Origin of the sequence: Aquipseudomonas alcaligenes NBRC 14159, from assembly GCF_000467105.1 — a bacterium.
Classification (GTDB): domain Bacteria; phylum Pseudomonadota; class Gammaproteobacteria; order Pseudomonadales; family Pseudomonadaceae; genus Aquipseudomonas; species Aquipseudomonas alcaligenes.
Genome location: NZ_BATI01000009.1, coordinates 111,325 through 133,913, shown reverse-complemented (window position 1 = coordinate 133,913; position 22,589 = coordinate 111,325). Strand labels below are relative to the sequence as shown.

The following is a 22,589-nucleotide window of genomic DNA, read 5'->3' as shown; positions in this document are numbered from 1 at the left end:
GCAGCCGTGATGATGCCGCCATGATAAACGCCGAGGCATGAAAAAGCCCGCCGAAGCGGGCTCGTTCAGTGCCTGATCGACTCAGTCGTCGCTGCCCATGATGCCGAAGATCTGCAGCAGGCTGACGAACAGGTTGTAGATCGACACATACAGGCTGATGGTCGCCATGATGTAGTTGCGCTCGCCACCGTGGATGATCGCGCTGGTCTGGAACAGAATGCAGACCGACGAGAACAGCACGAAGCCGGCGCTGATGGCCAGTTGCAGGCCGCTGACCTGGAAGAAGAAGCTGGCCAGCGAGGCACCCAGCAGGACAAAGAAGCCGGCAGTGATGAAGCCGCCGAGGAAGCTCATGTCCTTGCGGGTGGTGAGCACGTAGGCCGACAGGCCGAAGAACACCAGGGCGGTCATGGCGAAGGCCGAACTGATGACTTCACCGCCGTTGCTCATGCCCAGGTAGTGGTTGAGGATCGGGCCCAGGGTGTAGCCCATGAAGCCGGTCAGGGCGAAAGTGGTGACCAGGCCCCAGCCGGAGTTGCGCAGTTTGACGGTGGCGAAGAACAGGCCGTAGAAGGCGATCAGCACGACGAAGATGTTCGGGTAGACCGCATTCATCTGCATGGCCACGTAGGCCACCAGGCCGCTGAAGGCCAGGGTGAGCGCCAGCAGGCCATAGGTGTTGCGCAGTACCTTGCTGACTTCCAGCTGAGTCGCCTGCGTCTGGGCGAGTGCGTAATCCTGTTCGTGCATGACGTCCCTCCTGAAGGGGTGAATATCCGTAGTCGGGTCGATCATAACAGAGCGCATCCGGCTGCCAACTGGCAGAGTTTGACAGTGTGTTGCGTTCGGGTAGTATGGCGGCCCGCGAATGCGGAGGTGTGGCCGAGTGGTTTAAGGCAACGGTCTTGAAAACCGTCGATGGGCAACTATCCGTGAGTTCGAATCTCACCGCCTCCGCCATATTCTCTCGACCTTTGATCCGCCAAGTACGGTTTTCTGGCGTTTGCTTTTTGGCGGTTTTGCGCCAAGCTAGGTTCGTATCTTGGCTGTTTGGGGCAGCGAGGTGTCGCTTGATTAAGGTGCTGGTGGTCGACGACCACGATCTGGTGCGTACGGGCATCACCCGCATGCTGGCCGATATCGACGGCCTGCAGGTGATCGGCCAGGCCGATTCGGGCGAGGAAGCCCTGAAGAAGGTGCGCGAGATCAAGCCGGACGTTGTCCTGATGGACGTCAAGATGCCCGGTATCGGCGGCCTCGAAGCCACCCGCAAACTGCTGCGCAGTCATCCCGATTTGAAAGTTGTCGCGGTTACTGCCTGCGAGGATGACCTGTTCCCCACGCGCCTGTTGCAGGCTGGTGCGGCGGGTTACCTGACCAAGGGCGCGGCGCTGGAGGAAATGGTCCAGGCCATCCGCATGGCGTTTGCCGGTCAGCGCTACCTCAGCCCGCAGATTGCCCAGCAGCTGGCGCTCAAGTCCTTCCAGCCGAACAGTGGCGGGTCGCCCTTCGACCTGCTGTTCGAGCGCGAGATCCAGATCGCCCTGATGATCGCCAACTGCCAGAAGGTGCAGACCATCTCCGACAAGCTGTGCCTGTCGCCGAAGACGGTGAATACCTACCGCTACCGCATCTACGAGAAGCTCTCGATCACCAGCGACGTCGAGCTGGTGCTGCTGGCGGTGCGTCACGGCATGGTCGACGCCGCCGGCTGACAGCCCTGGGTAAGCGATGAAAGAGGACGTAAACTGCGTCCTCTTCGTCTTTCTGGCCTGCCTGTTGCGATGACCGCTACTGCTTTCGACTCTTCTGCTTTTCTCGCCACCTGCAGCGGCAGGCCGGGCGTGTACCGGATGTTCGACGAACAGAGCCGGCTGCTCTATGTCGGCAAGGCGTCGAACCTGAAGAAGCGCCTGGCCAGCTATTTCCGCAAGACCGGCCTGGCACCGAAGACCGCAGCACTGGTGGCGCGGATCGCTCAGGTCGAGACCACCATCGTGGCCAACGAGACCGAGGCGCTGTTGCTGGAGCAGACGCTGATCAAGGAATGGCGGCCGCCCTACAACATCCTGCTGCGCGACGATAAGTCCTACCCCTATGTGCTGCTCTCCGATGGTGACTACCCGCGCCTGGGTATTCACCGCGGCGCCAAGTCGGCCAGGGGGCGCTATTTCGGCCCCTATCCGAGCGCCGGAGCCATCCGCGAGAGCCTGGCGCTGCTGCAGAAGACCTTCCTGGTGCGCCAGTGCGAGGACAGCTACTTCAAGAACCGCACCCGGCCGTGTCTGCAATACCAGATCAAGCGCTGCAAGGCGCCCTGCGTCGGCCTGGTGGAGCCGGCCGAGTACGCCGAGGATGTGCGCCACTCGGTGATGTTCCTGGAGGGGCGCAGCAACGCTCTGGCCGATGAGCTGTCCGCCGCCATGGAACACGCGGCGATGGGGCTGGAGTTCGAGCGCGCCGCTGAACTGCGTGACCAGATATCGCTGCTGCGCCGGGTGCAGGACCAGCAGAGCATGGAGGGCGGCAGTGGCGATGTGGATGTGATCGCGGCCGTCGTCAATCCGGGCGGCGCCTGCGTGCATCTGATCAGTGTGCGCGGCGGCCGTGTGCTGGGCAGCAAGAACTTCTTCCCGCAGGTGGGCATCGAGGAAGAGGGCGGCGCCGTACTGATAGCGTTTCTCGCGCAGTACTACCTGTCCAGTCACGAGCGCGACATGCCGAGCGAGCTGATCGTCAATGTCATGCACGAGGATCTGCCGACCCTGGCGGCGGCCGTCGCCGAGCTGCGCGGGCGTGAAATCGCCATCAGTCATCGGGTTCGCGGCACGCGGGCGCGCTGGCAGCAGCTGGCGCTGACCAACGCCGAGCAGGCGCTGGGCGCACGCCTGGCCAATCGTCAGCATGTAGCGGCGCGTTTCGAGGCGCTGGCCGAGGCGCTGGATCTGGACGAGCCGCCGCAGCGCCTGGAGTGTTACGACATCAGCCACTCCAGTGGCGAGGCGACGGTGGCCTCCTGCGTGGTATTCGGGCCGGAGGGGCCGCTGAAGTCCGACTACCGGCGCTTCAATATCGAAGGCATCACCGCGGGCGACGACTATGCGGCCATGCACCAGGCGCTGACCCGGCGCTTCAGCAAGCTGAAGGACGGCGACGGCAAGCTGCCGGACATCCTGCTGGTGGACGGTGGCAAGGGGCAGATGGCCATGGCGCGCGAGGTGCTGCAGGAACTGGCGGTACCGGAGCTGATCCTGCTCGGCGTGGCCAAGGGCGTAACCCGCAAGCCGGGCCTGGAAACCCTCTACCTCAATGATGCCGAGCATGAATTCACCCTGCCGGCCGACTCGCCGGCGCTGCACCTGATCCAGCAGATTCGCGACGAGGCGCACCGTTTCGCCATCACCGGCCATCGCGCGCGGCGTGGCAAGGCGCGGCGCACGTCCAGCTTGGAGGAGGTGGCCGGAGTCGGGCCCAAGCGGCGGCGCGAGCTGCTCAAGCATTTCGGCGGGCTGCAGGAGCTCAATCGCGCCAGCATCGATGAAATCGCCAAGGCGCCGGGCATCAGTAAAAAGCTGGCCGAGTCGATTTATGCGGCCCTGCACAGCGAGTAGAATGCGCGCTCAATTCGCTGGCCAGTGGTCCCGATGAACATCCCCAATCTGCTCACCGTACTGCGCGTCGCCCTGATTCCAGTCTTCATTCTGTTCTTTTACCTGCCGTTCTCCTGGAGCTATTGGGCGGCCAGCGCCGTGTTCGCCCTGGCGGCGATCACCGACTGGTTCGACGGCTACCTGGCCCGCCGCTGGGAGCAGAGCACGCCATTCGGCGCCTTTCTCGACCCGGTAGCCGACAAGCTGATGGTGGCCGTGGCGCTGGTGCTGCTGGTGGAGGAGCATGCCAACCTGTGGCTGAGCCTGCCGGCGGTGATCATCATCGGTCGCGAGATCGTGGTGTCCGCACTGCGCGAGTGGATGGCCGAACTGGGCGCACGCGCGCAGGTGGCGGTGTCGCAGCTGGGCAAGTGGAAAACCGCCGCGCAGATGGTCGCCCTGGTCATCCTGCTGGGCAATCCGCCGCAGCTCACCGTCTGGGTCGGCATGGGATATGTACTGCTGATCATCGCCGCCGCGCTTACCCTGTGGTCCATGCTGCAGTACCTGTTGGCCGCCTGGCCGCACCTCAGCATCGACGCGGAAAAGAAATAAAGTATTTTTGAATCAAGGGGTTGACGAGGCGCGGTGAATCTATAAAATGGCGCCCGTCACCAAGACGCGGGAATAGCTCAGTTGGTAGAGCACGACCTTGCCAAGGTCGGGGTCGCGAGTTCGAGTCTCGTTTCCCGCTCCAGTTTGTTGACGTTGACGCCGCGGTAAGCGGCGTCTTCGTTTGAGGCCGATTAGCAGAGTGGTTATGCAGCGGATTGCAAATCCGCGTACATCGGTTCGATTCCGGTATCGGCCTCCACTATAGAAAAGCCCCGTAGGTTGTTGATCTACGGGGCTTTTTGTTTGCATCGGCCAAGCTTTTCTCAGCCTTGCCGGGCTGACGCGGGCTGTATATAGTCCAGCCCTCGCTTCACAGCGCTACCGCCCGAATGGCGAAATCGGTAGACGCAGGGGACTTAAAATCCCTCGCCAGCAATGGCATGCCGGTTCGAGTCCGGCTTCGGGCACCATCCTCGCTGTTCCTCTTCAGGCATTCGCCCAATCCAGCGGTTGCGACTTGCCGCACCTCGATTTGCTCTCCATGCTGCAGGGTCAAACCTTAGGCGATCAAGGAGAGACCTTCATGACACTACCCCTGTGGTGCCTGTTCTTCAGTGCGGTGCTGATCTTCCTGGCCAAGATTCCGGTGGCCAAGGCCATGGCGACGGAAGGAGGAGGGCGCTATGACAACCATCATCCTCGCGCCCAGCAGGCACGTCTGACGGGGTTCGGTGCGCGTGCCCTGGCGGCGCACCAGAACAGCTTCGAGGCCTTTCCATTGTTCGCCGCGGGCGTGCTGGTCGCGCATGTGACCCAGAGCCAGGGTGTGCTGGTGGATGCTGCCGCCGTGCTGTTCGTGATCGCCCGGGTGCTGTACCTGCTGCTGTACTGGACCGACCTGGCCTGGCAGCGCAGCCTGGTCTGGGTCGTGGGGCTGCTCTGCAGCCTGTTGCTGATGCTCAGTCCGGCGCTGGCCTGAATAGCAGAAGGCCCGCAATTGCGGGCCTTCTGGTTTTACTGAGCGTCGATCGCATCCTTGGCTTCGTCGCCGGCTTCCTCGATGGCATCGGCCGCCTTGCCTGCCGCGTCCTCGACTTTCTCGCCGGTGGTCGGCTCCTTGCCCAGCACCTCGTCGGTCTTCTGCTCGATGGCCGCGCCGGTGTCCTTGGCCGCTTCGCCGAGGGACTCCATGGCCTCGGACGCATTTTCCTTGGCCGACTCCACCTTGTCTTCGGCGGACTGTTCGCAAGCGGCCAGGCCCAGCATGGCAGCCAGCAGCAGGGCATAGGTGAATGGTTTGCTCATGTCGTCTCTCCTTTACTGACGGGACTATTCTGAATCCTCACTTAGGAGGGCGGCGGAGCGGCCAAAGTTCCGCTGCATCCGGCCAAGCGTGCGCTGGGTCACGTCTCCAGTGCTGTGTGCGGAGTTGTTCGAGGGGGTATCATGCGCGCCTTTTGCAACATCGCCAGGAACTGCAGTCATGAGCGATAACCCTGTCCTAGAGCGCGCCGAGCGCTTCCTTTCGGCCCTGCGCCACTGCCAGGTGCTGGGCATGAGCGTGCATGCAGCCAAGCCCGAGGGGCTGACCCTGCGTCTGCCCTACAGCACCCAGATCATCGGCAATCCCGAGACCGGCGTTATTCATGGCGGCGCCATTACCACGCTGATGGATACCACTTGCGGCATCTCCACCGTCTGCGTGCTGCCGGAGTTCGAAATCTGTCCGACCCTCGACCTGCGCATCGACTACATGCGCCCGGCCCAGCCGCACAAGGACGTCTACGGCTTCGCCGAGTGCTACCGGGTGACCGAGAACGTCATCTTCACCCGTGGCTATGCCTATCAGGACAACCCAGACGAGCCCATCGCCCATGTGGTCGGTGCCTTCATGCGCATGGGCAAGGGCGCCCAGGGCGACAAGGACCTCAAGCGCGAGATTCAGGGAGGTGCCGCCTGATGGCCGCTCTGAACCTCAATACCCTGGTGCGTGAAGCCCACGAGAAGAACGACTACGACGCCCTGATCAGTCTGATCCCCTATGCCAAGCTGATCGGCATCGAGTGCCTGCGCCTGGGCGACGACATGGTGTTCCGCCTGCCGGCGAGCAAGGACAACATCGGCAACCCGATCCTGCCGGCGCTGCATGGCGGGGTGATCGCCGGCTTCATGGAGCACGCCGCCATGCTCCACCTGCTGATGTTCATGGGCATTCCGCATTTGCCGAAAATCATCGACTTCTCGATAGATTACCTGCGCGCCGGTCATTATCGTGACACCTACGTTCAGTGCCAGGTCTGGCGCCAGGGGCGTCGGGTGGCCAACGTCGCCATGACGGCCTGGCAGACCAGCCAGAGCGAACCCATCGCCACGGCTCGCGCTCACTTCAAGGTCGACGAGCCCTGATCGAAGCGACAATAACAAGGAATACCGAATGGACGCGTTGCTGATCCTCGGCGGCCTGCTGCTGATTCTGGCTGGCCTGGTCTGGCTGGTGATGCTGGCCTTCTCCACCAGCCTGTTGTGGGGCTGGGGTAGCTTGATTCCGCCGGTGACCCTGATCTATGTGCTGCGTCACTGGCGCACCGCGCGCAAGGCCGTGGGCCTGCTGGCCCTGGGCTGCATCCCGCTGATCGTCGGCCTGACCCTGCTGGCCGCGCATGATGCCGCGCGCCTGGAGGCGATTCTCAGCCTGCGCTGGCTGAAGGAGCCGGCCAAGGCGCCGGCCGAGCTGGATATCGCCCTGCACGGCGAGCTCAACGGTCAGGCCTTCGCCCCGCAATATGCCGAGCTGATCGACGGTGTGCTGGTACTGCGCGAAGGCGACGACTTCTTCGCGCGCCGTGAAGTGAAGATTCGCCTGCCCGAGGCGCAGAAGGCGCCGGTGCGGCTGGATGTGCTACCCGGTGACGAGGGGCGCTTGCCGGAGGTGGAAGTCAGCTGGCTTTTGCCCGAGCAGGACCTGCCCGAGGCGCGTCGGTTGAGCAAGGGCTACACCCTGCACCTGGACCTGCAGGCGCTGCCGCCGAACAAACTGCAGGGTGACTTCCACCTGGTACTGCCGCCATCGTTCAAGACCAGCCTGAGCGGGCGTCTGGAGCTGTTCGCCGACCGCCTGCGCTACAAGGACGGCCGCCTGGATACCCACTTCGACTCCCGCGAGACCCTGGCCAAGGTGGTCGAGGACCATCTGCAGCGCCGCTTCGCCACCCGCCTGGTGCAGTTGGCGGAGCTGCCGGACGTGAGTTTCCCGGCCACCCAGTTGCCTTTGACGGTGCAGGCTCGAATCAACGGCGCCGAGCAGAATCTGGCGCTGGTGCTGGAGAAGGGCGCGCTGGGTTGGCGGGTACAGGGCGACAACTATCCCGCGCTGGCTGAAGCGCGGCGTGCCGAGACGAGCAAGCCGGCTGTTGCGGAAGAGGCGCCACAGTCGCAGAGCGCGAGGGCTCCTCTGGATCGTCGTCAACGCTTCTCCCTGGCGCGCCTGCAGCGCAACCCGGAGCAGTACCGCAACCTCAGCATGCGCGTGAGCAAGGCCGGCGGTGGCACGGTGGAAGGGCGCTTCGTCGGCGTGGAAGGCGACGGCAGCATCAGCCTCACCCAGCAGCTGGGCGGCGGCGGCGGGGTGGCCAGCTTCAGGTTCAAGCCGGACGAAATCGCCCGCATCGAGCTGCTGGAGCCCTAAAACCGGGCTGCCTCCCTCGCGCAGGGCTTGTCGCGCAGACAAGCCCTTGAAATCTCTCCCGAACTCCCCATCTGTAGGACATCCGCCGCAATCACGCGGCCTGTCCTGCATGTGGAGTTCGACGACCATGAGTGTGGAAACTCAAAAAGAAACCCTGGGCTTCCAGACCGAGGTGAAGCAGCTGCTGCACCTGATGATCCATTCCTTGTATTCCAACAAGGAAATCTTCCTTCGCGAGCTGATCTCCAACGCCTCCGACGCCGCCGACAAGCTGCGTTTCGAGGCGCTGGCCAAGCCCGAGCTGCTGGAAGGCGGCGCCGAGCTGAAGATCCGCCTGTCCTTCGACAAGGACGCCAAGACCGTCACCCTCGAGGACAACGGCATCGGCATGAGCCGCGAGGAAGTGGTCGCGCACCTGGGCACCATCGCCAAGTCCGGCACCGCCGACTTCATGAAGAACCTCACCGGTGACCAGAAGAAGGACTCGCACCTGATCGGCCAGTTCGGCGTGGGCTTCTACTCGGCCTTCATCGTTGCCGATCAGGTGGACGTCTACACCCGCCGTGCCGGGGCCGCCGCCAGCGAGGGCGTGCACTGGTCGAGCAAGGGCGAGGGCGAGTTCGAAGTCGCCACCATCGACAAGGCCGAGCGCGGCACCCGCATCGTCCTGCACCTGAAGAGCGGCGAAGAAGAATTCGCCGATGGCTGGCGCCTGCGCAACATCGTCAAGAAGTACTCCGACCACATCGCCCTGCCGATCGAGCTGCCGAAAGAGCATTACGGCGAGGAGCAGGACAAGCCGGCCGAAACCGAGTGGGAGACCGTCAACCGTGCCAGCGCGCTGTGGACCCGTCCGCGTACCGAGGTCAAGGACGAGGAATACCAGGAGTTCTACAAGCACGTCGCGCATGACTTCGAGAACCCGTTGAGCTGGAGCCACAACAAGGTCGAGGGCAAGCTGGAATACACCTCGCTGCTCTACGTGCCGGGCCGCGCACCGTTCGACCTGTACCAGCGCGAAGCGCCGCGTGGCCTCAAGCTGTACGTGCAGCGCGTGTTCATCATGGACCAGGCCGACGAGTTCCTGCCGCTGTACCTGCGCTTCATCAAGGGTGTGGTCGATTCCAATGACCTGTCGCTGAACGTCTCCCGCGAGATCCTGCAGAAGGACCCAGTGATCGACTCGATGAAGTCGGCGCTGACCAAGCGCGTGCTGGACATGCTGGAGAAGCTGGCGAAGAACGAGCCCGAGCAATACAAGCAGTTCTGGAAGGCCTTCGGCCAGGTGCTCAAGGAAGGCCCGGCGGAAGACTTCGCCAACAAGGAGAAGATCGCCGGCTTGCTGCGTTTCGCCTCCACCCAGGGCGACGATGGCGAGCAGATCGTCGGCCTGGCCGACTACATCGGCCGCATGAAGGAAGGCCAGGACAAGATCTACTTCCTCACCGGCGAGACCTTCGCGCAGATCAAGAACAGCCCGCACCTGGAAGTCTTCCGCAAGAAGGGCATCGAAGTGCTGCTGCTGACCGATCGCATCGACGAGTGGCTGATGAGCTACCTGACCGAGTTCGACGGCAAGCACTTCGTCGACGTGGCGCGCGGCGACCTGGACCTGGGCAAGCTGGACTCGGAAGAGGACAAGAAGGCCCAGGAAGAAGTCGCCAAGGCCAAGGAAGGGCTGCTGGAGCGCCTCAAGGGCGCGCTGGGCGAGCAGGTTGCCGAGGTGCGCGTGTCGCACCGCCTGACCGATTCGCCGGCGATCCTGGCCATCGGTGAGCAGGACCTCGGCCTGCAGATGCGCCAGATCCTCGAGGCCAGCGGGCAGAAGGTGCCGGAGTCCAAGCCGATCTTCGAGATCAACCCGGGCCACCCGCTGATCGAGAAGCTGGATGCCGAGGCCGACGAGGACCGCTTCGCCGACCTGTCGCACATCCTCTTCGACCAGGCAGCCCTGGCTGCCGGCGACAGCCTGAAGGACCCGGCCAGCTACGTGCGCCGCCTCAACAAGCTGCTGGTCGAGCTGTCCGCCTGATCTGCTGAACTGTGAAAAAGCCCGCTTCGGCGGGCTTTTTCATGGGTGCGACAAATAGCGCTGGAGCTTGCCGGGCAGTGACTATTTAATGGCGATTCGCGCTGCATGTCCGATTTCGGCCGATACTGCGGTATCGCGCCCCGTTCAGGGTGGTCTCCCGCCGCATGTCGTACCTGATCAATCTGTTTCTTCTCGATAGTGATCCCAGCCTGCTGCTGTTCGGCACCTACAACCCCTGGCTGGTGGTGCTGTCGCTGGTCGTCGCAACCTTCACCTCGGGCATGGCGCTGCAGCTGGCCGGCGTGGCGCGTATCAGCCGCAGCCCGCTGTACCGGGAGCTGGCGCTGGCCACCGGCGCGGTGGCGCTGGGCGGCGGCGTGTGGGCCATGCACTTCATCGGCATGCTGTCCCTGCAATTGTGCGCCACGGTGCGCTACGACCCGGTGATCACCTGCCTGTCCGTGCTGCCCAGCCTGGCGGCGTCGCGGGTCGCACTGGGCCTCCTGGCGCGCCGCGTGGTCAGCCCGCTGCAGCTGATCGTCGGTGGCGTGCTGGTCGGCGGCGGCATCGGCACCATGCACTACAGCGGCATGGCGGCAATGCAAATGGCGCCCCTGCTGCGTTACGACCCCTGGATGTTTGCCCTGTCGATCCTGGTGGCCGTGCTGCTAGCTATCATCGCCCTGTGGGTACGTTTCGGCCTGCGCGGGCGCATGAGCAGCCAGGCGGCCATCGTCATCGGTGGGGTGGTCATGGGCTTGGCCATCAGCGGCATGCACTACACCGGCATGGCGGCGGCGCGTTTCGTTGGTGCACAGGAGTTCGCAGAGCCGCGCGGCGTCGACGGCGGCTTCTACCTGGCGCTGGCCGTGGCCATGGCCACCCTGACCCTGAGCGTGGCGGCCGGTGCGGTGAATGGCCTGCTGCGCTATCGCCAGCTGTTCACCCAGCTGGAGGCTGGCAAACGTCACCTCAACTCGCTCCTGGATGCCGCTTTCGAGGCGATCTTCACGGTCGACCACCAGGGCATCATCCGTTCGGTCAGCCGGGCGGTGGAAGGGCTGTATGGCTGGCGGCCCGATGAACTGGTCGGGCGCCACATGTCGGTGCTGATGACCGAGGAGCAGTCGCATGCCTTCGGCGATGCGCTGCAACGCTACGTAGCCAGCGGCACGTCGCAGCTCAGCGGCAGCGAGCTGGAACTCACCGGCGTGGCCAAGGACGGGCGCCTGATCCCGGTGCGCCTGAGCATCGGCATCAGCGAGTACGAAGGCAGGCCCTGGTTCGTCGTGTTCGTCGCCGACATCAGCCAGCGCAAGCAGATGGAGCAGGCCCTGCGTGACAGCGAGCAGCAGTACCGCTCGCTGATTCGCAACATTCCCGGCGTGTCGTTCCGCTGCCTGCTGGACGCCGAGTGGACCATGCTGTTCATCAGCGATGCAGTGGAGCCGCTGACCGGCTGGCCAGCCGAGGACTTCATCCGCCGGCGCAAGTCGTTTGCCGAGCTGTATCACCCGGATGACGTGCCGCGGGTGGCGGAGGAGGTCGGTCTTGCCATCGCCGAGGGACGCAACTACGTCATCGAGTACCGGCTGTTCGATCGCCACGGGCGCGAGCACTGGATCTGGGAGAGCGGCAGTGCCGTACTCGACGAACAGGGCGTGCCGCGCTGGATCGACGGCGTACTGCTCGACCAGACCGAAACCAAGCAGCGCAATGCCGAGTATGAAGGCAAGGTCACGGCCATCAGCAAGGCCATGGCCATGATCGAGTTCGATCTGCAGGGCAATGTGCTGGCGGCCAACGAAAACTTCCTCGACCTGTTCGGCTATGGCCTGGACGAGGTGCTCGGCCAGCATCACGCGCTGTTCTGCGATCCCGCGCACGTCCAGAGCGAGGCCTACAGCTGCTTCTGGAGCGACCTGCGGCGGGGCAAGTTCCGCCAGGGCGAATACCGGCGCTTGGCCAAGAATGGGCGCGAGGTGTGGATCCAGGCGACCTACAACCCGATCCTCAATCTCGACGGCAAGCCGTTCAAGGTGGTCAAGCTGGCTACCGACCTGACCCCGCGCCGACTCATGGAGCAGGAACTGCGCACCGCGCGAGACCGCGCCGAGCAGGCCGCTGCCGCACGGAGCAGCTTCCTGGCCAACATGAGCCATGAGATCCGCACGCCGATGAACGCCATCATCGGCTTCACCGAGCTGCTGCTCGATACCTCTCTGGAAGAGACCCAGCGCCGCCACCTGCGCACCGTGCAGCAGGCCTCGCGCTCGCTGCTCGGCTTGCTCAACGACATCCTCGACACCGCTAAGCTGGATCGCGGCGCCATCGAGCTGGAAAGCCTCGATTTCTCGCTACGCGAGCTGTGTGAGCAGGTCTGCGATACCCAGCGGCTGACGGCCGAGCGCAAGGGTCTCGAGCTGCGTCTCGACTACGCCGAGGCGTTGGGCGACTACTTCAAGGGTGACCCGCTGCGCTTGCAGCAGGTGCTGAGCAACCTGCTGGGCAATGCGGTGAAGTTCACCGAGCGCGGTGCGGTGCGTCTGCAGGTGAGCGGTACGCCGGGCGCGCTGCGCCTGATCGTGCACGACACCGGCATCGGCATCGCCGCCGATCGCCTCGAGCGCATCTTCGATCCCTTCGCCCAGGCCGATGCCTCGATGAGCCGGCGTTTCGGCGGTACCGGCCTGGGCACCACCATCTCGCGCCAGCTGGTGGAGCTGATGGGCGGGCGCATTCGTGTCGAGAGCGAGCTGGGCGTGGGCAGTCGCTTCATCGTCGAACTGCCGCTGTCGGCCGGCCAGGGTATCGAGCGCCCGCGTGAGCGCCGCCAGGCTCCGCGCTTGCCGCCGCTGCGGATTCTGGCGGCTGACGATGTGGCGCAGAACCTGGAGTTGCTGGTGCTCAACCTGGAGCGCCTGGGCCACCAGGTGGCCACGGTCGCCGATGGCGAGGCGGCGGTCGAGCGGTTCACCCGTGAGCCTTTCGACCTGGTGCTGATGGACGTGCAGATGCCCGGCACCGATGGCCTGGAAGCCAGTCGGCGGATTCGTGCCTGGGAGCAGCGCGAGCAACGCGTGCCGGTGCCGATCATTGCCCTCACGGCCAGCGTGCTCGACCGCGATCGCCAAGACGCGCTGGATGCGGGGATGAATGGTTTCGCCAGCAAGCCTCTGGAGATGTCCGCGCTGGTAGCGGAGATGGCCGGTGTCCTCGGGCTGGCCGCTACGGTACAGGCTGCGCCGACGTCATCCGATGGCGCGCAGGGATTGTTCGACTGGGTGCGGGGCGCCCGCCTGTGGGGCGGCCCGTTGCAGATGGCGGCGGCTATCGCCCGCTTCCTCGAGGAACAGGCCGATCTCGAACCGCTGCGCGCGGCGCTGCAACAGGAGGATTTCAATGGTCTGGAGCAACTGGCACACCGCCTGCGGGGTGTGGCCGGCAACCTCGGCCTGGTCAAGCTGAGCAAGGCGGCCTTCAATCTGGAGCAGGCTGCCCATGCTGGCGCCGCCGCGCGTTGTGGCGAGCTGATCGAGGCCTGGGCCGAGGCGTTCGCCGCGGTGCGCACGGCCTTGCCGCTGCAGCCCGAAGCCGCTGCCATGCCGGTGGCGAGTGTCGATACCGCGCAACTGCTGCTGGCGCTGCAAAGCCTTAGCGCCGAACTGGAGCGCGGTGGCCTTGATGAGGCCGCGCTGTGCCTGCTGGAGCAGGGCCTGCCGGAAGCGCAGAACGAGATGCGTGCGGTGCGCCAGGCCGTGGATGATTTCGAATTCGAACAGGCGCTGGAGCATTTGCGTGCGGTGCGCCAATTGTTGTCGCGGGAGACTGCCGAGTGAGCCAGACATCTACCCAGGACCGCCGCCCGCAACTGCTGGTGGTGGATGACGAGCCGGCCAACCTGCAGGTGCTGCGGCACATCCTGCAGGAGGATTACCGGCTGCTGTTTGCCAAGGATGGAGCCAAGGCGCTGGAGCTTGCCGCACGCGAGAAGCCCGAGCTGATCCTGCTGGATGTGATGATGCCGGGAATGACCGGTTACGAAGTCTGTGCGCAGCTCAAGGCGACACCGGCGACGTCCACCATCCCGGTGATCTTCGTCACCGCCCTGGCGGATGTCGAGGACGAGGCGCAGGGCTTCGTCGTCGGCGCCGTGGACTACATCACCAAGCCGGTCAGCCCGGCCATCGTCAAGGCGCGGGTACGCACGCACCTGTCACTGGTGCGGGTCGAGGAACTGCGCGAGACGCGCCTGCAGATCGTCCAGCGCCTGGGCCTGGCGGCCGAATACAAGGACAACGAGACCGGCCTGCACGTGATCCGCATGAGCCACTACAGCCGTGTGCTGGCATTGGCAGCCGGTTTCAGCGAAGCGCAGGCCGAGGAGCTGCTGAACGCCGCACCGATGCACGACGTGGGCAAGATCGGCATTCCCGACGCCGTACTGCGCAAGCCCGGCAAGCTGGATGGTGAGGAGTGGGAGGTGATGAAGCAGCACGCGCAGATCGGCGCGGACATCATCGGCGAACATCCCTCGGGACTGCTGCGCATGGCGCGGGAGATCGCCCTCAATCACCACGAGAAGTGGGACGGCAGCGGCTATCCGCGCGGCATCGGTGGCGCCGAGATTCCCGTCGAGGCACGTATCATCGCCATCGCCGATGTGTTCGATGCGCTGACCAGCGAGCGGCCGTACAAGAAGGCCTGGCCGGTGGAAGAGGCCGTGCAGCTGCTGCGTGAGCAGAGCGGGCGGCACTTCGATCCCGAGCTGGTGGAACTGTTCCTCGGCCAGCTGCCGGCCATTCTCGAGATCAAGGAGCGCTGGGCGGAGCGCGACTAGGGCACAATGCCGGCTTCACTCGTCGGGAGCCATCATGAGTCTGCCAAGCTGGGAGCTGCTGTCCTATATCGTCACCGTGGTGGCCCTGCCGTTCGCCATCGCTGTATTCCTGTTCGAGCAGCGCAAGGAGCGCGCGAACGAGGAAGAAGCCATCTGGCAGCAGATCTCCGACGCCTATATCGACTTCCTCGAAGTGGTGCTGGCCAATCCGGACCTGCGCCTGCGCAGCCAGAACGCCACGCCCAACCTCAGCGACGAGCAGCGCGAGCGCATGTGGGTGATCTTCGACATGCTGATCTCGCTGTTCGAGCGTGCCTATCTGCTGGCTTACCAGGAAGACATGGACGCCAAGCAGCGCCGGCGCTGGCATTCCTGGGAGGACTACATGCGCGAATGGAGCCGCCGCGAGGACTTCCGCGAGCGCCTGCCGCACCTGCTGCGCGGCGAGGACCCGGATTTCGCCGCCTATATCCAGCGTCTGGCCGAGGAGGAGGCCAGAGAGCTGCAGGGCTGACCCAGCCAGGCTCCCAGCCGGCGCGGCGCCTGGTAGGGCGGGTGAAACCCGCGTTGCCTGCCTGTTCCGTCGCGGATTTCACCCGCCCTACGGGGTGCGTGCCGGCAGCTCGATCCGCGCCGTTTCCCCAGGCACGCGTGGCCAGTTCCAGGCCGTCCAGTCCTGCTTGGCCTTTTCCAGTAGCGCGGCATCGCTGGCGACGAAGTTCCAGTACATGCGCCGCGGCCCCAAGGGCTCGCCGCCGATCAGCGCCAGGTGGCATTCGCCGCAGGCTGATAGCAGCAGTTCCTCGCCCTCCGGCAGCACGGCCAGGCTGTGTCGCGGCAGATCATCGCCGTCCAGTTGCGCCTCGCCGGCGATCAGGTACAGCGCACGCTCGCGGTGCTCGGCGGGAATCAGCAGGCTGGTGCCGGCCGCCAGCTTGAGTTCGGCATAGAGCGTCGGTGAGGGCACCGGGACGGGGGACTGCAGGCAGAAGCCGCTGCCGGCGATCAGGGTAATCTGCACGCCCATGGCCTCGCTGCGCGGCAGGCTGGCGGCGGGGTGGTGGCTGTAGCTCGGTTCGCCTTGCTCCAGCGCCTGCGGCAGCGCCAGCCAGACCTGCAGGCCATGCAGGCGCGAGCCCTTTTGCCGCAGGTGATCAGGCGTTCGCTCGACATGCGCAACGGCGCGCCCTGCGCTCATCCAGCTGACATCGCCGGGCCTCACCAACTGGTCCGAGCCGAGGCTGTCCTTGTGTTGCAGCTCGCCTTCGAACAGGTAGGTGAGGGTGGACAGGCCGATATGCGGGTGCTGGTTGATGTTCATGCCGCTGCCGGGGGCGTAGGCCTTTTCCAGCATGTGGTCGAAGAACACGAAGGGGCCGACGCTGCGGCACTTGGCCGCCGGCAGCGGGCGCAGAATCGGCTGGCCGGCGATGTCCTCGGCCTTGGGCGTGATCAGCAGCGGCGTGCTCATGCGCCTTCGCTCAGGCGGGTCTCCACCTGCACCTCGACATTGGTCATCAGCTTGTGGATCGGACACTTGTCGGCGATACGCAGCAGCTGCTGGCGCTGCTCGTCATCCAGCGCGCCGCGCAGGTCCAGTTCCACGGCCAGGCGGTAGGTGCCCTGGCGTTCCTGGCTGTCGTCGCGGACCAGGTGCACGTCCAGGCTGTCCAGCGGCAGGCCGCGTTGCTTGGCATAGAGCATCAGGGTCAGGGCTTTGCAGGCGCCCAATGCGGCGTCGAACAGGTCGTGCGGCTCGGGGCCGGAGGCGCCGCCGCCGAGGGATTCGGGGACATCGGTGTGCAGCAGGTGTGGGCCTATCTCGATACTGTGGCGCAGGCCGGATTCGGTGCTGATGCGGATCATGGTGGCTCCCGGGCTAGGTGGGTCGATCCAGCCTAGCCCAGGTGGCTGGGCTCAGACCAGCACGGAGAGGCGCACATCAGCGCCGAGTACACGCAGTAGACGGCCATCGGCGCCGAGGATCGGGGCCGACACGGTGAAGCAGAAATCGTCGGTGGCCGAGGAGCGGTAGACCGGGGTGATGTGGCTGCGCAGGTCGTCTGCCACGCTGCGGAACCAGGGCCGTTGCCCCCAGTTGCGGCCACGGCAGCTGGGGCCCTCCTGGTGCGGCACATCGCTGGCGAAGATGTTTTCCGAGAGTTGTACGCCGTTGGCGTCGACCAGGTAGAACAGCTCGAAGCGCGCATCACGCCGCAGCGTTTCGCCGAGCAGACGCTCGGCCGCGGCGATGTCGCCACTCAGGCGCGCGTCGGCGGCCAGTTGCTCGACGCTGCGTTGCACCGAGCGGTGCAGCTCCAGGCGGAAGTCGCCCAGGCCCTGCAGCAGGCGGTCGCCGTCTTCGCGCACGGCCTGGCTGTGGCGCAGCACCTGGCCGGCCTTGCCGAGCAGGTCGCCGGCAACCTGGGCGATCTGCTGCACGTCGCCGTTGATCGAGCGGACGGCCGCGCCGATCTGCTCGGTGCCGGTGGCGATATGGCCGACCCGCTCGTCCAGGCGGTCCATGGCCTGGCGGGTGCTGTCCAGGCCGCTGCCGACCTGCAGCATACCGTTGCGGCCCTCCTGCACGGCCTGGTGCATGCGCTCGCCAGCGGCGCCGAGCTGGTCCATGCCATCGCGAAAACGTTCGATGATCTGCCCGACCTGGCCGGTGGCTTCGGTGGTGTGGCCGGCCAGGCGACGGACCTCTTCGGCGACCACGGCGAAGCCGCGGCCATGTTCGCCAGCGCGGGCGGCCTCGATCGCGGCGTTGAGGGCCAGCAGGTTGGTCTGCTGGGAAATGCTGGCGATCACGCCGATGACCTTGCTGACTTCCTCCAGTTGCGCCGTCAGGTTGCCGATCACCTCGCCCAGCTGCGCTTCGCAGGCGCCGATGGCATCGACCTGGCCGAGTACGGCCTGGCCGCTCTGCTGGCACTGGCGCAGGGTTGCCGCGACTTCGCCGGACAGACGCGCGACTTCGGCCGCGCCGGGCACCAGCTCGGCGTCCAGAGTGGTGGTGACCTGCTCGCTGGCACTGGCGATCAGCTCCGAGGACTGCGCCAGGCTCTGCCCGCTCTCCTGATTGGCGCTGGCGATGCTGGCCAGTTGCGGCGCGTGGGCGGCGATGCCGACAGCGGCGCCGAGGCTGGTGCGGATGCGCTGGTGCAGGCCGTCGCTGAAGCGATTGAGGCGGCCCATCCAGGGCTGCTGTTCGGGTAGCCGGGTGGTCAGGTCATGACCGGTGAAGAGGGCGCTGAGGGCTTCTTCGTCCCGTTCGCGCCGCGAGGGTTTGCGCAATAACTGCAGCATGGTGCATCTCCCTGAGAGTTCTGCCGGGAGAAGTGCAAGCACGGTGCCATCATGTGCTGTGCGCTGCGTCACAAGGCTGGCGCCGGCGAATTGTCTTGTTTTGTGCCCCGCTGCAGTGCGCGAGGCTCTAGCGTGGTGCGTTGGGGCGATACCAGAGCTCGGGGCGGCGAAACGGCGTCTGTGCCGGTAGATCGAGGTTTTCCAGTTCGATCACCCGGCGTGTCTCCAGGCGGGCGTGTTCCAGGGTAGCGCCATGATGCTGCTGGAACAGCGCCTCGAAGCTGCCGTCGGCGATCATCGCCTCCAGGCCGCGCTCGATAGTGCCGGCGAGGTCGGCGCGGGCGCGCGAGGTGAAGAAATAGAAGGCGGTGGGGTAGTGGATCACGATGTGTTCGTCGACCTCCAGTGCCAGCCCCTCGCGCGCCGCCTGGGCCTGCTCGTTCCAGGCCACCACCACTTCGCGCGGGAACAGGTCGAAGCGCCCGGCGCCGAGCATGCGAAACAGGCTCTCATAGCTCTGGCTGGTGATCACCTGCAGGCCGTTGTCGCGCAGGATGCGGGTGTCTGGCCAGTCGGCGCGCTGGCCGAAGCGCATCGGCCTGAGGTCGTCGAGACTGCGTACCTGGGCCAGCCAGTCCTTGTCCTCGCGCCGCACCAGGGGCACGCGCCAGCCGACCAGACCCTTGTAGAGGGGGATGCGGATCGGCAGCAGCACGTCCTCGCGGGCCCGGGTGGTCATGCTCCACATCAGCTGCACGGCACCGTCGTTCTGCTCCAGCGACTGCTCGGCGCGGCTCTGTGGCATGGGGCGTGGCGAGGGCTGCAGTTGATAGTCGCCGCCGCTCCTGGCCAGGGCCTGGCGCAGCAGTTCGACCACATAGGCTTCCGGGTCGGCGCCGCTGGAGTGCCGTGGATAGGTGAGCGGCTCGGCGGCCAGTGGCAGGGCGCAGACCAGGGCGAGCAGGGCGGCGAGGCGAGACATAGGCAGGCTCAGGGTTCGCGCAGGTGGATAGTCATGATGGTCCCTGCCTGAGGCTCTCGCCAGTGAACGGCAGGGCGGGGATGGCGGTCTACTCTTGCCCGAACCGCCAGGGAGTGACGCCTTTGTCCATTCATCGCACCGTGCTGGCCGCCGTGCTGAGTCTGCTCAGCGCATACGCGCAGGCCCGCGACTACCGCTACAGCGACGCCCATCTGCACTACGTCGACTTCTTCCAGGAAAGCCAGGGCATGACGCCCCTGCTGGAGGCCATGGCCGCCGGGCGCATCGACCATGTGCTGATCAGCGGTATTCCGGTGGCCAAGAAATGGCATGAGGACGAGCCCAAGCGCCCGCGCTACTACGCCGGTGATGACGCCGGCGCCTACTGGTACAGCGCTACCGATGTGCTGGTGGCCGATGCGGTCAAGCGCTTGCCGGCCGAGCAGCGCGAGCGCTTCCATCCCTTTCTCAGCGGATTCAATCCCAACGACAAGAACTCCGACGCCCATATCCGCCGCATGCTCGAGCTCGACCCCGGGCTGTGGCAGGGCATCGGCGAGGTGTTCACCCGCCATGACGATCTCACCGCGCTGACCCAGGGCGAGACGCCGCGGGCCAACAACGAGGCGATGACGCGGGTCTACCACCTGGCCGCCGAGTATGACCTGCCGGTGCTGCTGCACAGCAACATCACCTCCCAGCGCGAGCGCAATCCGCTGTACCTGGCGGAGATCGAGGAGCCGCTGCGCAACCACCCGCATGTGCGCTTCATCTGGGCCCACGCGGGCACCAGCATGGAGATCCATCGGCATCAGCAGAAGCTGGATTTTCTCCTGCCAACCCTGCAGCGTCTGCTTGGCGACTACCCCAACCTGTACGTCGACCTGTCCTGGAGCGTGCTGCAGCCTTATCTGCTCGATGCTGACGGCAAACCCGACCCGCGCTGGGTAGAGCTGGTCAGCCGCTACCCGGCGCGCTTCATGCTCGGCTCCGACGTGGTCGGCAGGTTCGACGGACTGGGCGAGACGATGCAGGCCTTCGTACCGTTCCTCGATGCGCTGCCGGCGAAGGTGGCGCGGGGCGTGGCGCGCGACAATTTTCTCGCCGTATTGCCACGCAAGCGCCAGGCGCAGCTGCGCGACTGACTGTCATCAGCCTGTAACCCCGACGTCATAGCCTCGCGCCAACTTTCCTCAAGGAGCGCGAGATGAAACTGTTCAGTCTGTCTGTCCTGGCCCTGGGCCTGTCCGCCAACCTGGCCATGGCCGATGTGCGTGTCGAGGGGCCGATCGAATACGGCGTATTCGCCAGCGCACCGATCAAGGACCCGCAGCCGGGCGAGCGCATTCTCAGCCGTGCCAACCAGCCGATCGAGCCGACCGCGGTGGTGCCGGCGCGCCTGGGCACCAAGTTCGGTGTGCGCTATCAGTTGGCGGGCAAGAGCGAAACCGAGCAGCCGCTCACCCTGATGTACTTCACGCCCGGGCTGATCGGGCCGGACGGCAAGCGTCAGGACAAGATCGAGCTGCAGCAGAAGCTGGTGGTGGGCGCGCCGCAGGACGTGATGGCCTTCGAGTTCACCGAACACCATGAGGTGGTGCCGGGCGAGTGGCAGTTCATGGTGTTCCAGGGTGATCGCAAACTGCTGGAGCAGCGTTTCACCGTGCGTTGAGTTCCTCTCGCGTCAGAGCAGACCCGGCCGCGTGCCGGGTTTCTTTTTGTCTGCTGCTCAAGCTCCTTTCAGCAATGCCGATGCGCTGGTGTATGCAATGACCGCTGCGTCCAGCTGGCAGCAAGACCAGCGCGCACTACTCTGATGCGTAGCGGGCCTGTCCGCCTGAAAGGAAATCACCATGCTGCTGAGAAATCTGCGTATCGCCCCTCGCTCCGCCCTTGGCTTCACCATCCTCGCGCTGCTTGTTCTGCTGGTTGGCGGTTTTTCGCTGCTGCAGATGCGACAGATGAACCAGGCATCTTCGGAGGTGGATCAGAACTGGCTGCCGAGCATCAAGGCGCTGGGCGAAGTGAGTCAGGACATCCTGCGCATCCGCGCAGGAACGCTACGTCTGATCGTGGTGCGCGACCCCACCATCATGCAGCAGACGGTGGCGCGTATTGATGACTTGAAGGCAGGCCTCAGCGAGGCGCAGCAGCGTTACGAGAAGCTGATTTCGACCCCGGAAGAACGGGCCGTCTACGAGCGCTTCAAGGCGGCGGAGCAGGCTTACTTGCGTGAGCAGGAAAAAATCATGCGCCACTCGGCGGCGGATGAACTGGATGAAGCGATTGCCGTGGCGGGAGGTGAACTGAACACCCACGCCGACAATATGGCGAAGGCTTTGGTCGAACTCACCGATATCAATAGCGCAGGGGCTGTGCAGGCTGCCAACCACAACAAGGCTGCCTATGAGCGAGCCTTTACCTTGGCGCTTACCCTGATGCTGGTGGCTGTAGTACTGACGGTGTTCCTTGCCATGTTGTTCACCCGCAGCATCGTGCGGCCGCTGACCGAAGCGGTTCAGGTTGCCCAGGTGGTGGCGAGCGGCGACCTGACCCGCGATTTCGACGACCAGGGCGTGGATGAGCCGGCGCAACTGCTGCAGGCCCTGAAGCGCATGCAGGGGAGCCTGCGCAGCACCATCCAGAGCATCGCCGATTCCTCCAGCCAGCTGGCTTCGGCCTCCGAGGAGCTGCATGCGGTCACCGAGGACGCCACCCGCGGCCTGCATCAGCAGAACGCCGAGATCGAACAGGCTGCCACTGCGGTGAACGAGATGACCTCGGCCGTGGAAGAGGTGGCACGCAATGCCGTGAGTACCTCCGAAGCGTCCCGCGAGTCCGACCGTACCGCCCAGCATGGCCGCGAGCAGGTGCGCCAGACCGTCGACTCGATCAGCCGCCTGGCCAGTGATGTGACCAGCAGTTCCTCGCAGGTCGAACAGCTGGCCGAGCAGATACGCAGCATCAGCCAGGTGCTGGATGTGATTCGCTCGATTGCCGAACAGACCAACCTGCTGGCCCTCAACGCGGCTATCGAAGCGGCGCGGGCCGGCGATGCCGGGCGCGGCTTCGCCGTGGTGGCGGACGAGGTGCGTGCGTTGGCACACCGTACCCAGCAGTCGACTCAGGAAATCGAGCAGATGATCGGCGGCATCCAGCAGGGCACCGAACGGGCCGTGGGCGCCATGCAGCAGAGCACCGGGCGCACCAGTGCGACCCTGGAGCTGGCGCAGGCTGCCGGGCGCGCGCTGGACGAGATCGCCCAGGCGATTTCCTCGATCAACGAGCGCAATCTGGTGATTGCCAGCGCATCCGAGGAGCAGGCGCAGGTTGCCCGTGAGGTGGACCGCAACCTGGTGAACATTCGCGACCTGTCGCTGCAGACCTCGGCCGGGGCCAACCAGACCAGCGCCGCCAGCCAAGAGCTGTCGCGCCTGGCGGTGGACCTCAATGGCCTGGTGGCACGCTTCCGCATCTGAGGTCGGCATAACGAAAAACGGCGCCCGAGGGCGCCGTTTTTCATGGGGCTGGAA

At 65.2% G+C, this 22,589-nt stretch carries 20 protein-coding genes and 4 tRNA genes; 18 read left to right on the top strand and 6 right to left on the bottom strand.

Going from position 1 to position 22,589, the window contains the following annotated elements; translation table 11 throughout:
• Positions 1–81 precede the first annotated feature (81 nt).
• Positions 82–750 (bottom strand): Bax inhibitor-1/YccA family protein, encoded by a 669-nt coding sequence (locus PA6_RS07135; RefSeq protein ID WP_021700224.1) that lies wholly within the window; start codon positions 748–750, stop codon positions 82–84.
• Positions 751–872: 122 nt separating this feature from the next.
• Here PA6_RS07135 and PA6_RS07130 point away from each other — a divergent pair.
• From PA6_RS07130 to PA6_RS07095, 8 genes are all read left to right on the top strand, one after another.
• Positions 873–960, top strand: a tRNA-Ser gene (locus PA6_RS07130).
• A gap of 110 nt (positions 961–1,070) precedes the next feature.
• On the top strand, positions 1,071–1,715 hold the full coding sequence (gene gacA, locus PA6_RS07125) for a response regulator transcription factor GacA (protein WP_021700223.1): 645 nt from the start codon (positions 1,071–1,073) through the stop codon (positions 1,713–1,715).
• A 69-nt stretch (positions 1,716–1,784) separates the two neighbouring features.
• The gene (uvrC, locus tag PA6_RS07120) at positions 1,785–3,611 is read left to right on the top strand and encodes an excinuclease ABC subunit UvrC (protein WP_021700222.1); all 1,827 of its coding nucleotides are present in this window, start codon (positions 1,785–1,787) and stop codon (positions 3,609–3,611) included.
• A 33-nt stretch (positions 3,612–3,644) separates the two neighbouring features.
• On the top strand, positions 3,645–4,205 hold the full coding sequence (gene pgsA / locus PA6_RS07115; RefSeq protein ID WP_021700221.1) for a CDP-diacylglycerol--glycerol-3-phosphate 3-phosphatidyltransferase: 561 nt from the start codon (positions 3,645–3,647) through the stop codon (positions 4,203–4,205).
• Positions 4,206–4,271: 66 nt separating this feature from the next.
• Positions 4,272–4,347 (top strand) — tRNA-Gly (locus PA6_RS07110).
• Positions 4,348–4,390: 43 nt separating this feature from the next.
• Positions 4,391–4,464: transfer RNA gene (locus PA6_RS07105), tRNA-Cys, on the top strand.
• A gap of 124 nt (positions 4,465–4,588) precedes the next feature.
• A tRNA-Leu gene (locus PA6_RS07100) sits at positions 4,589–4,675 on the top strand.
• 113 nt (positions 4,676–4,788) lie between these two features.
• Positions 4,789–5,184 carry an MAPEG family protein gene (locus tag PA6_RS07095; RefSeq protein WP_021700220.1) on the top strand — a complete coding sequence of 132 codons (396 nt, stop codon included), beginning with the start codon at positions 4,789–4,791 and terminating at the stop codon, positions 5,182–5,184.
• 35 nt (positions 5,185–5,219) lie between these two features.
• On the opposite strand, the gene PA6_RS07090 is transcribed toward PA6_RS07095, so the two are convergent.
• Positions 5,220–5,510 carry a hypothetical protein gene (locus tag PA6_RS07090; RefSeq protein WP_021700219.1) on the bottom strand — a complete coding sequence of 97 codons (291 nt, stop codon included), beginning with the start codon at positions 5,508–5,510 and terminating at the stop codon, positions 5,220–5,222.
• 178 nt (positions 5,511–5,688) lie between these two features.
• Between PA6_RS07090 and PA6_RS07085 the strand changes: the two genes are divergently transcribed.
• The 7 genes from PA6_RS07085 (at position 5,689) to PA6_RS07055 (ending at position 15,276) form a co-directional block, all read left to right on the top strand.
• Positions 5,689–6,165, top strand: a complete 477-nt coding sequence (locus PA6_RS07085; RefSeq protein WP_021700218.1) for a PaaI family thioesterase — start codon at positions 5,689–5,691, stop codon at positions 6,163–6,165.
• Entirely contained in the window at positions 6,165–6,611 is a 447-nt protein-coding gene (locus PA6_RS07080; RefSeq protein ID WP_021700217.1) for a PaaI family thioesterase, read from the top strand. The genes PA6_RS07085 and PA6_RS07080 overlap by 1 nt, the downstream gene beginning before the upstream one ends.
• 28 nt (positions 6,612–6,639) lie before the next feature.
• Positions 6,640–7,890 (top strand): hypothetical protein, encoded by a 1,251-nt coding sequence (locus PA6_RS07075; RefSeq protein WP_021700216.1) that lies wholly within the window; start codon positions 6,640–6,642, stop codon positions 7,888–7,890.
• Between the two features lie 127 nt (positions 7,891–8,017).
• Positions 8,018–9,922: a molecular chaperone HtpG gene (gene htpG / locus PA6_RS07070; protein ID WP_021700215.1), complete on the top strand. Its 1,905-nt coding sequence runs from the start codon at positions 8,018–8,020 to the stop codon at positions 9,920–9,922.
• Between the two features lie 164 nt (positions 9,923–10,086).
• Positions 10,087–13,761, top strand: a complete 3,675-nt coding sequence (locus PA6_RS07065) for a PAS domain S-box protein (RefSeq protein WP_021700214.1) — start codon at positions 10,087–10,089, stop codon at positions 13,759–13,761.
• Positions 13,758–14,762: a response regulator gene (locus PA6_RS07060; RefSeq protein ID WP_021700213.1), complete on the top strand. Its 1,005-nt coding sequence runs from the start codon at positions 13,758–13,760 to the stop codon at positions 14,760–14,762. The genes PA6_RS07065 and PA6_RS07060 overlap by 4 nt, the downstream gene beginning before the upstream one ends.
• A gap of 34 nt (positions 14,763–14,796) precedes the next feature.
• Positions 14,797–15,276, top strand: coding sequence for a hypothetical protein (locus tag PA6_RS07055; RefSeq protein ID WP_021700212.1), 480 nt, complete (start codon positions 14,797–14,799; stop codon positions 15,274–15,276).
• Between the two features lie 87 nt (positions 15,277–15,363).
• On the opposite strand, the gene PA6_RS07050 is transcribed toward PA6_RS07055, so the two are convergent.
• The 4 genes from PA6_RS07050 to PA6_RS07035 form a co-directional block, all read right to left on the bottom strand.
• The gene (locus PA6_RS07050) at positions 15,364–16,233 is read right to left on the bottom strand and encodes a pirin family protein (RefSeq protein ID WP_021700211.1); all 870 of its coding nucleotides are present in this window, start codon (positions 16,231–16,233) and stop codon (positions 15,364–15,366) included.
• Entirely contained in the window at positions 16,230–16,628 is a 399-nt protein-coding gene (locus tag PA6_RS07045; RefSeq protein ID WP_021700210.1) for an OsmC family protein, read from the bottom strand. The genes PA6_RS07050 and PA6_RS07045 overlap by 4 nt, the downstream gene beginning before the upstream one ends.
• 51 nt (positions 16,629–16,679) lie before the next feature.
• Positions 16,680–18,074: a methyl-accepting chemotaxis protein gene (locus PA6_RS24750; RefSeq protein WP_021700209.1), complete on the bottom strand. Its 1,395-nt coding sequence runs from the start codon at positions 18,072–18,074 to the stop codon at positions 16,680–16,682.
• Positions 18,075–18,201: 127 nt separating this feature from the next.
• Positions 18,202–19,056 (bottom strand): substrate-binding periplasmic protein, encoded by an 855-nt coding sequence (locus PA6_RS07035; RefSeq protein WP_021700208.1) that lies wholly within the window; start codon positions 19,054–19,056, stop codon positions 18,202–18,204.
• Between the two features lie 80 nt (positions 19,057–19,136).
• Between PA6_RS07035 and PA6_RS07030 the strand changes: the two genes are divergently transcribed.
• From PA6_RS07030 to PA6_RS24745, 3 genes are all read left to right on the top strand, one after another.
• Positions 19,137–20,201 carry an amidohydrolase family protein gene (locus PA6_RS07030; RefSeq protein ID WP_052520141.1) on the top strand — a complete coding sequence of 355 codons (1,065 nt, stop codon included), beginning with the start codon at positions 19,137–19,139 and terminating at the stop codon, positions 20,199–20,201.
• Between the two features lie 62 nt (positions 20,202–20,263).
• Positions 20,264–20,728 carry a DUF3859 domain-containing protein gene (locus tag PA6_RS07025; protein ID WP_021700206.1) on the top strand — a complete coding sequence of 155 codons (465 nt, stop codon included), beginning with the start codon at positions 20,264–20,266 and terminating at the stop codon, positions 20,726–20,728.
• A gap of 181 nt (positions 20,729–20,909) precedes the next feature.
• The gene (locus PA6_RS24745; RefSeq protein WP_021700205.1) at positions 20,910–22,535 is read left to right on the top strand and encodes a methyl-accepting chemotaxis protein; all 1,626 of its coding nucleotides are present in this window, start codon (positions 20,910–20,912) and stop codon (positions 22,533–22,535) included.
• The last annotated feature ends 54 nt before the right edge of the window (positions 22,536–22,589 follow it).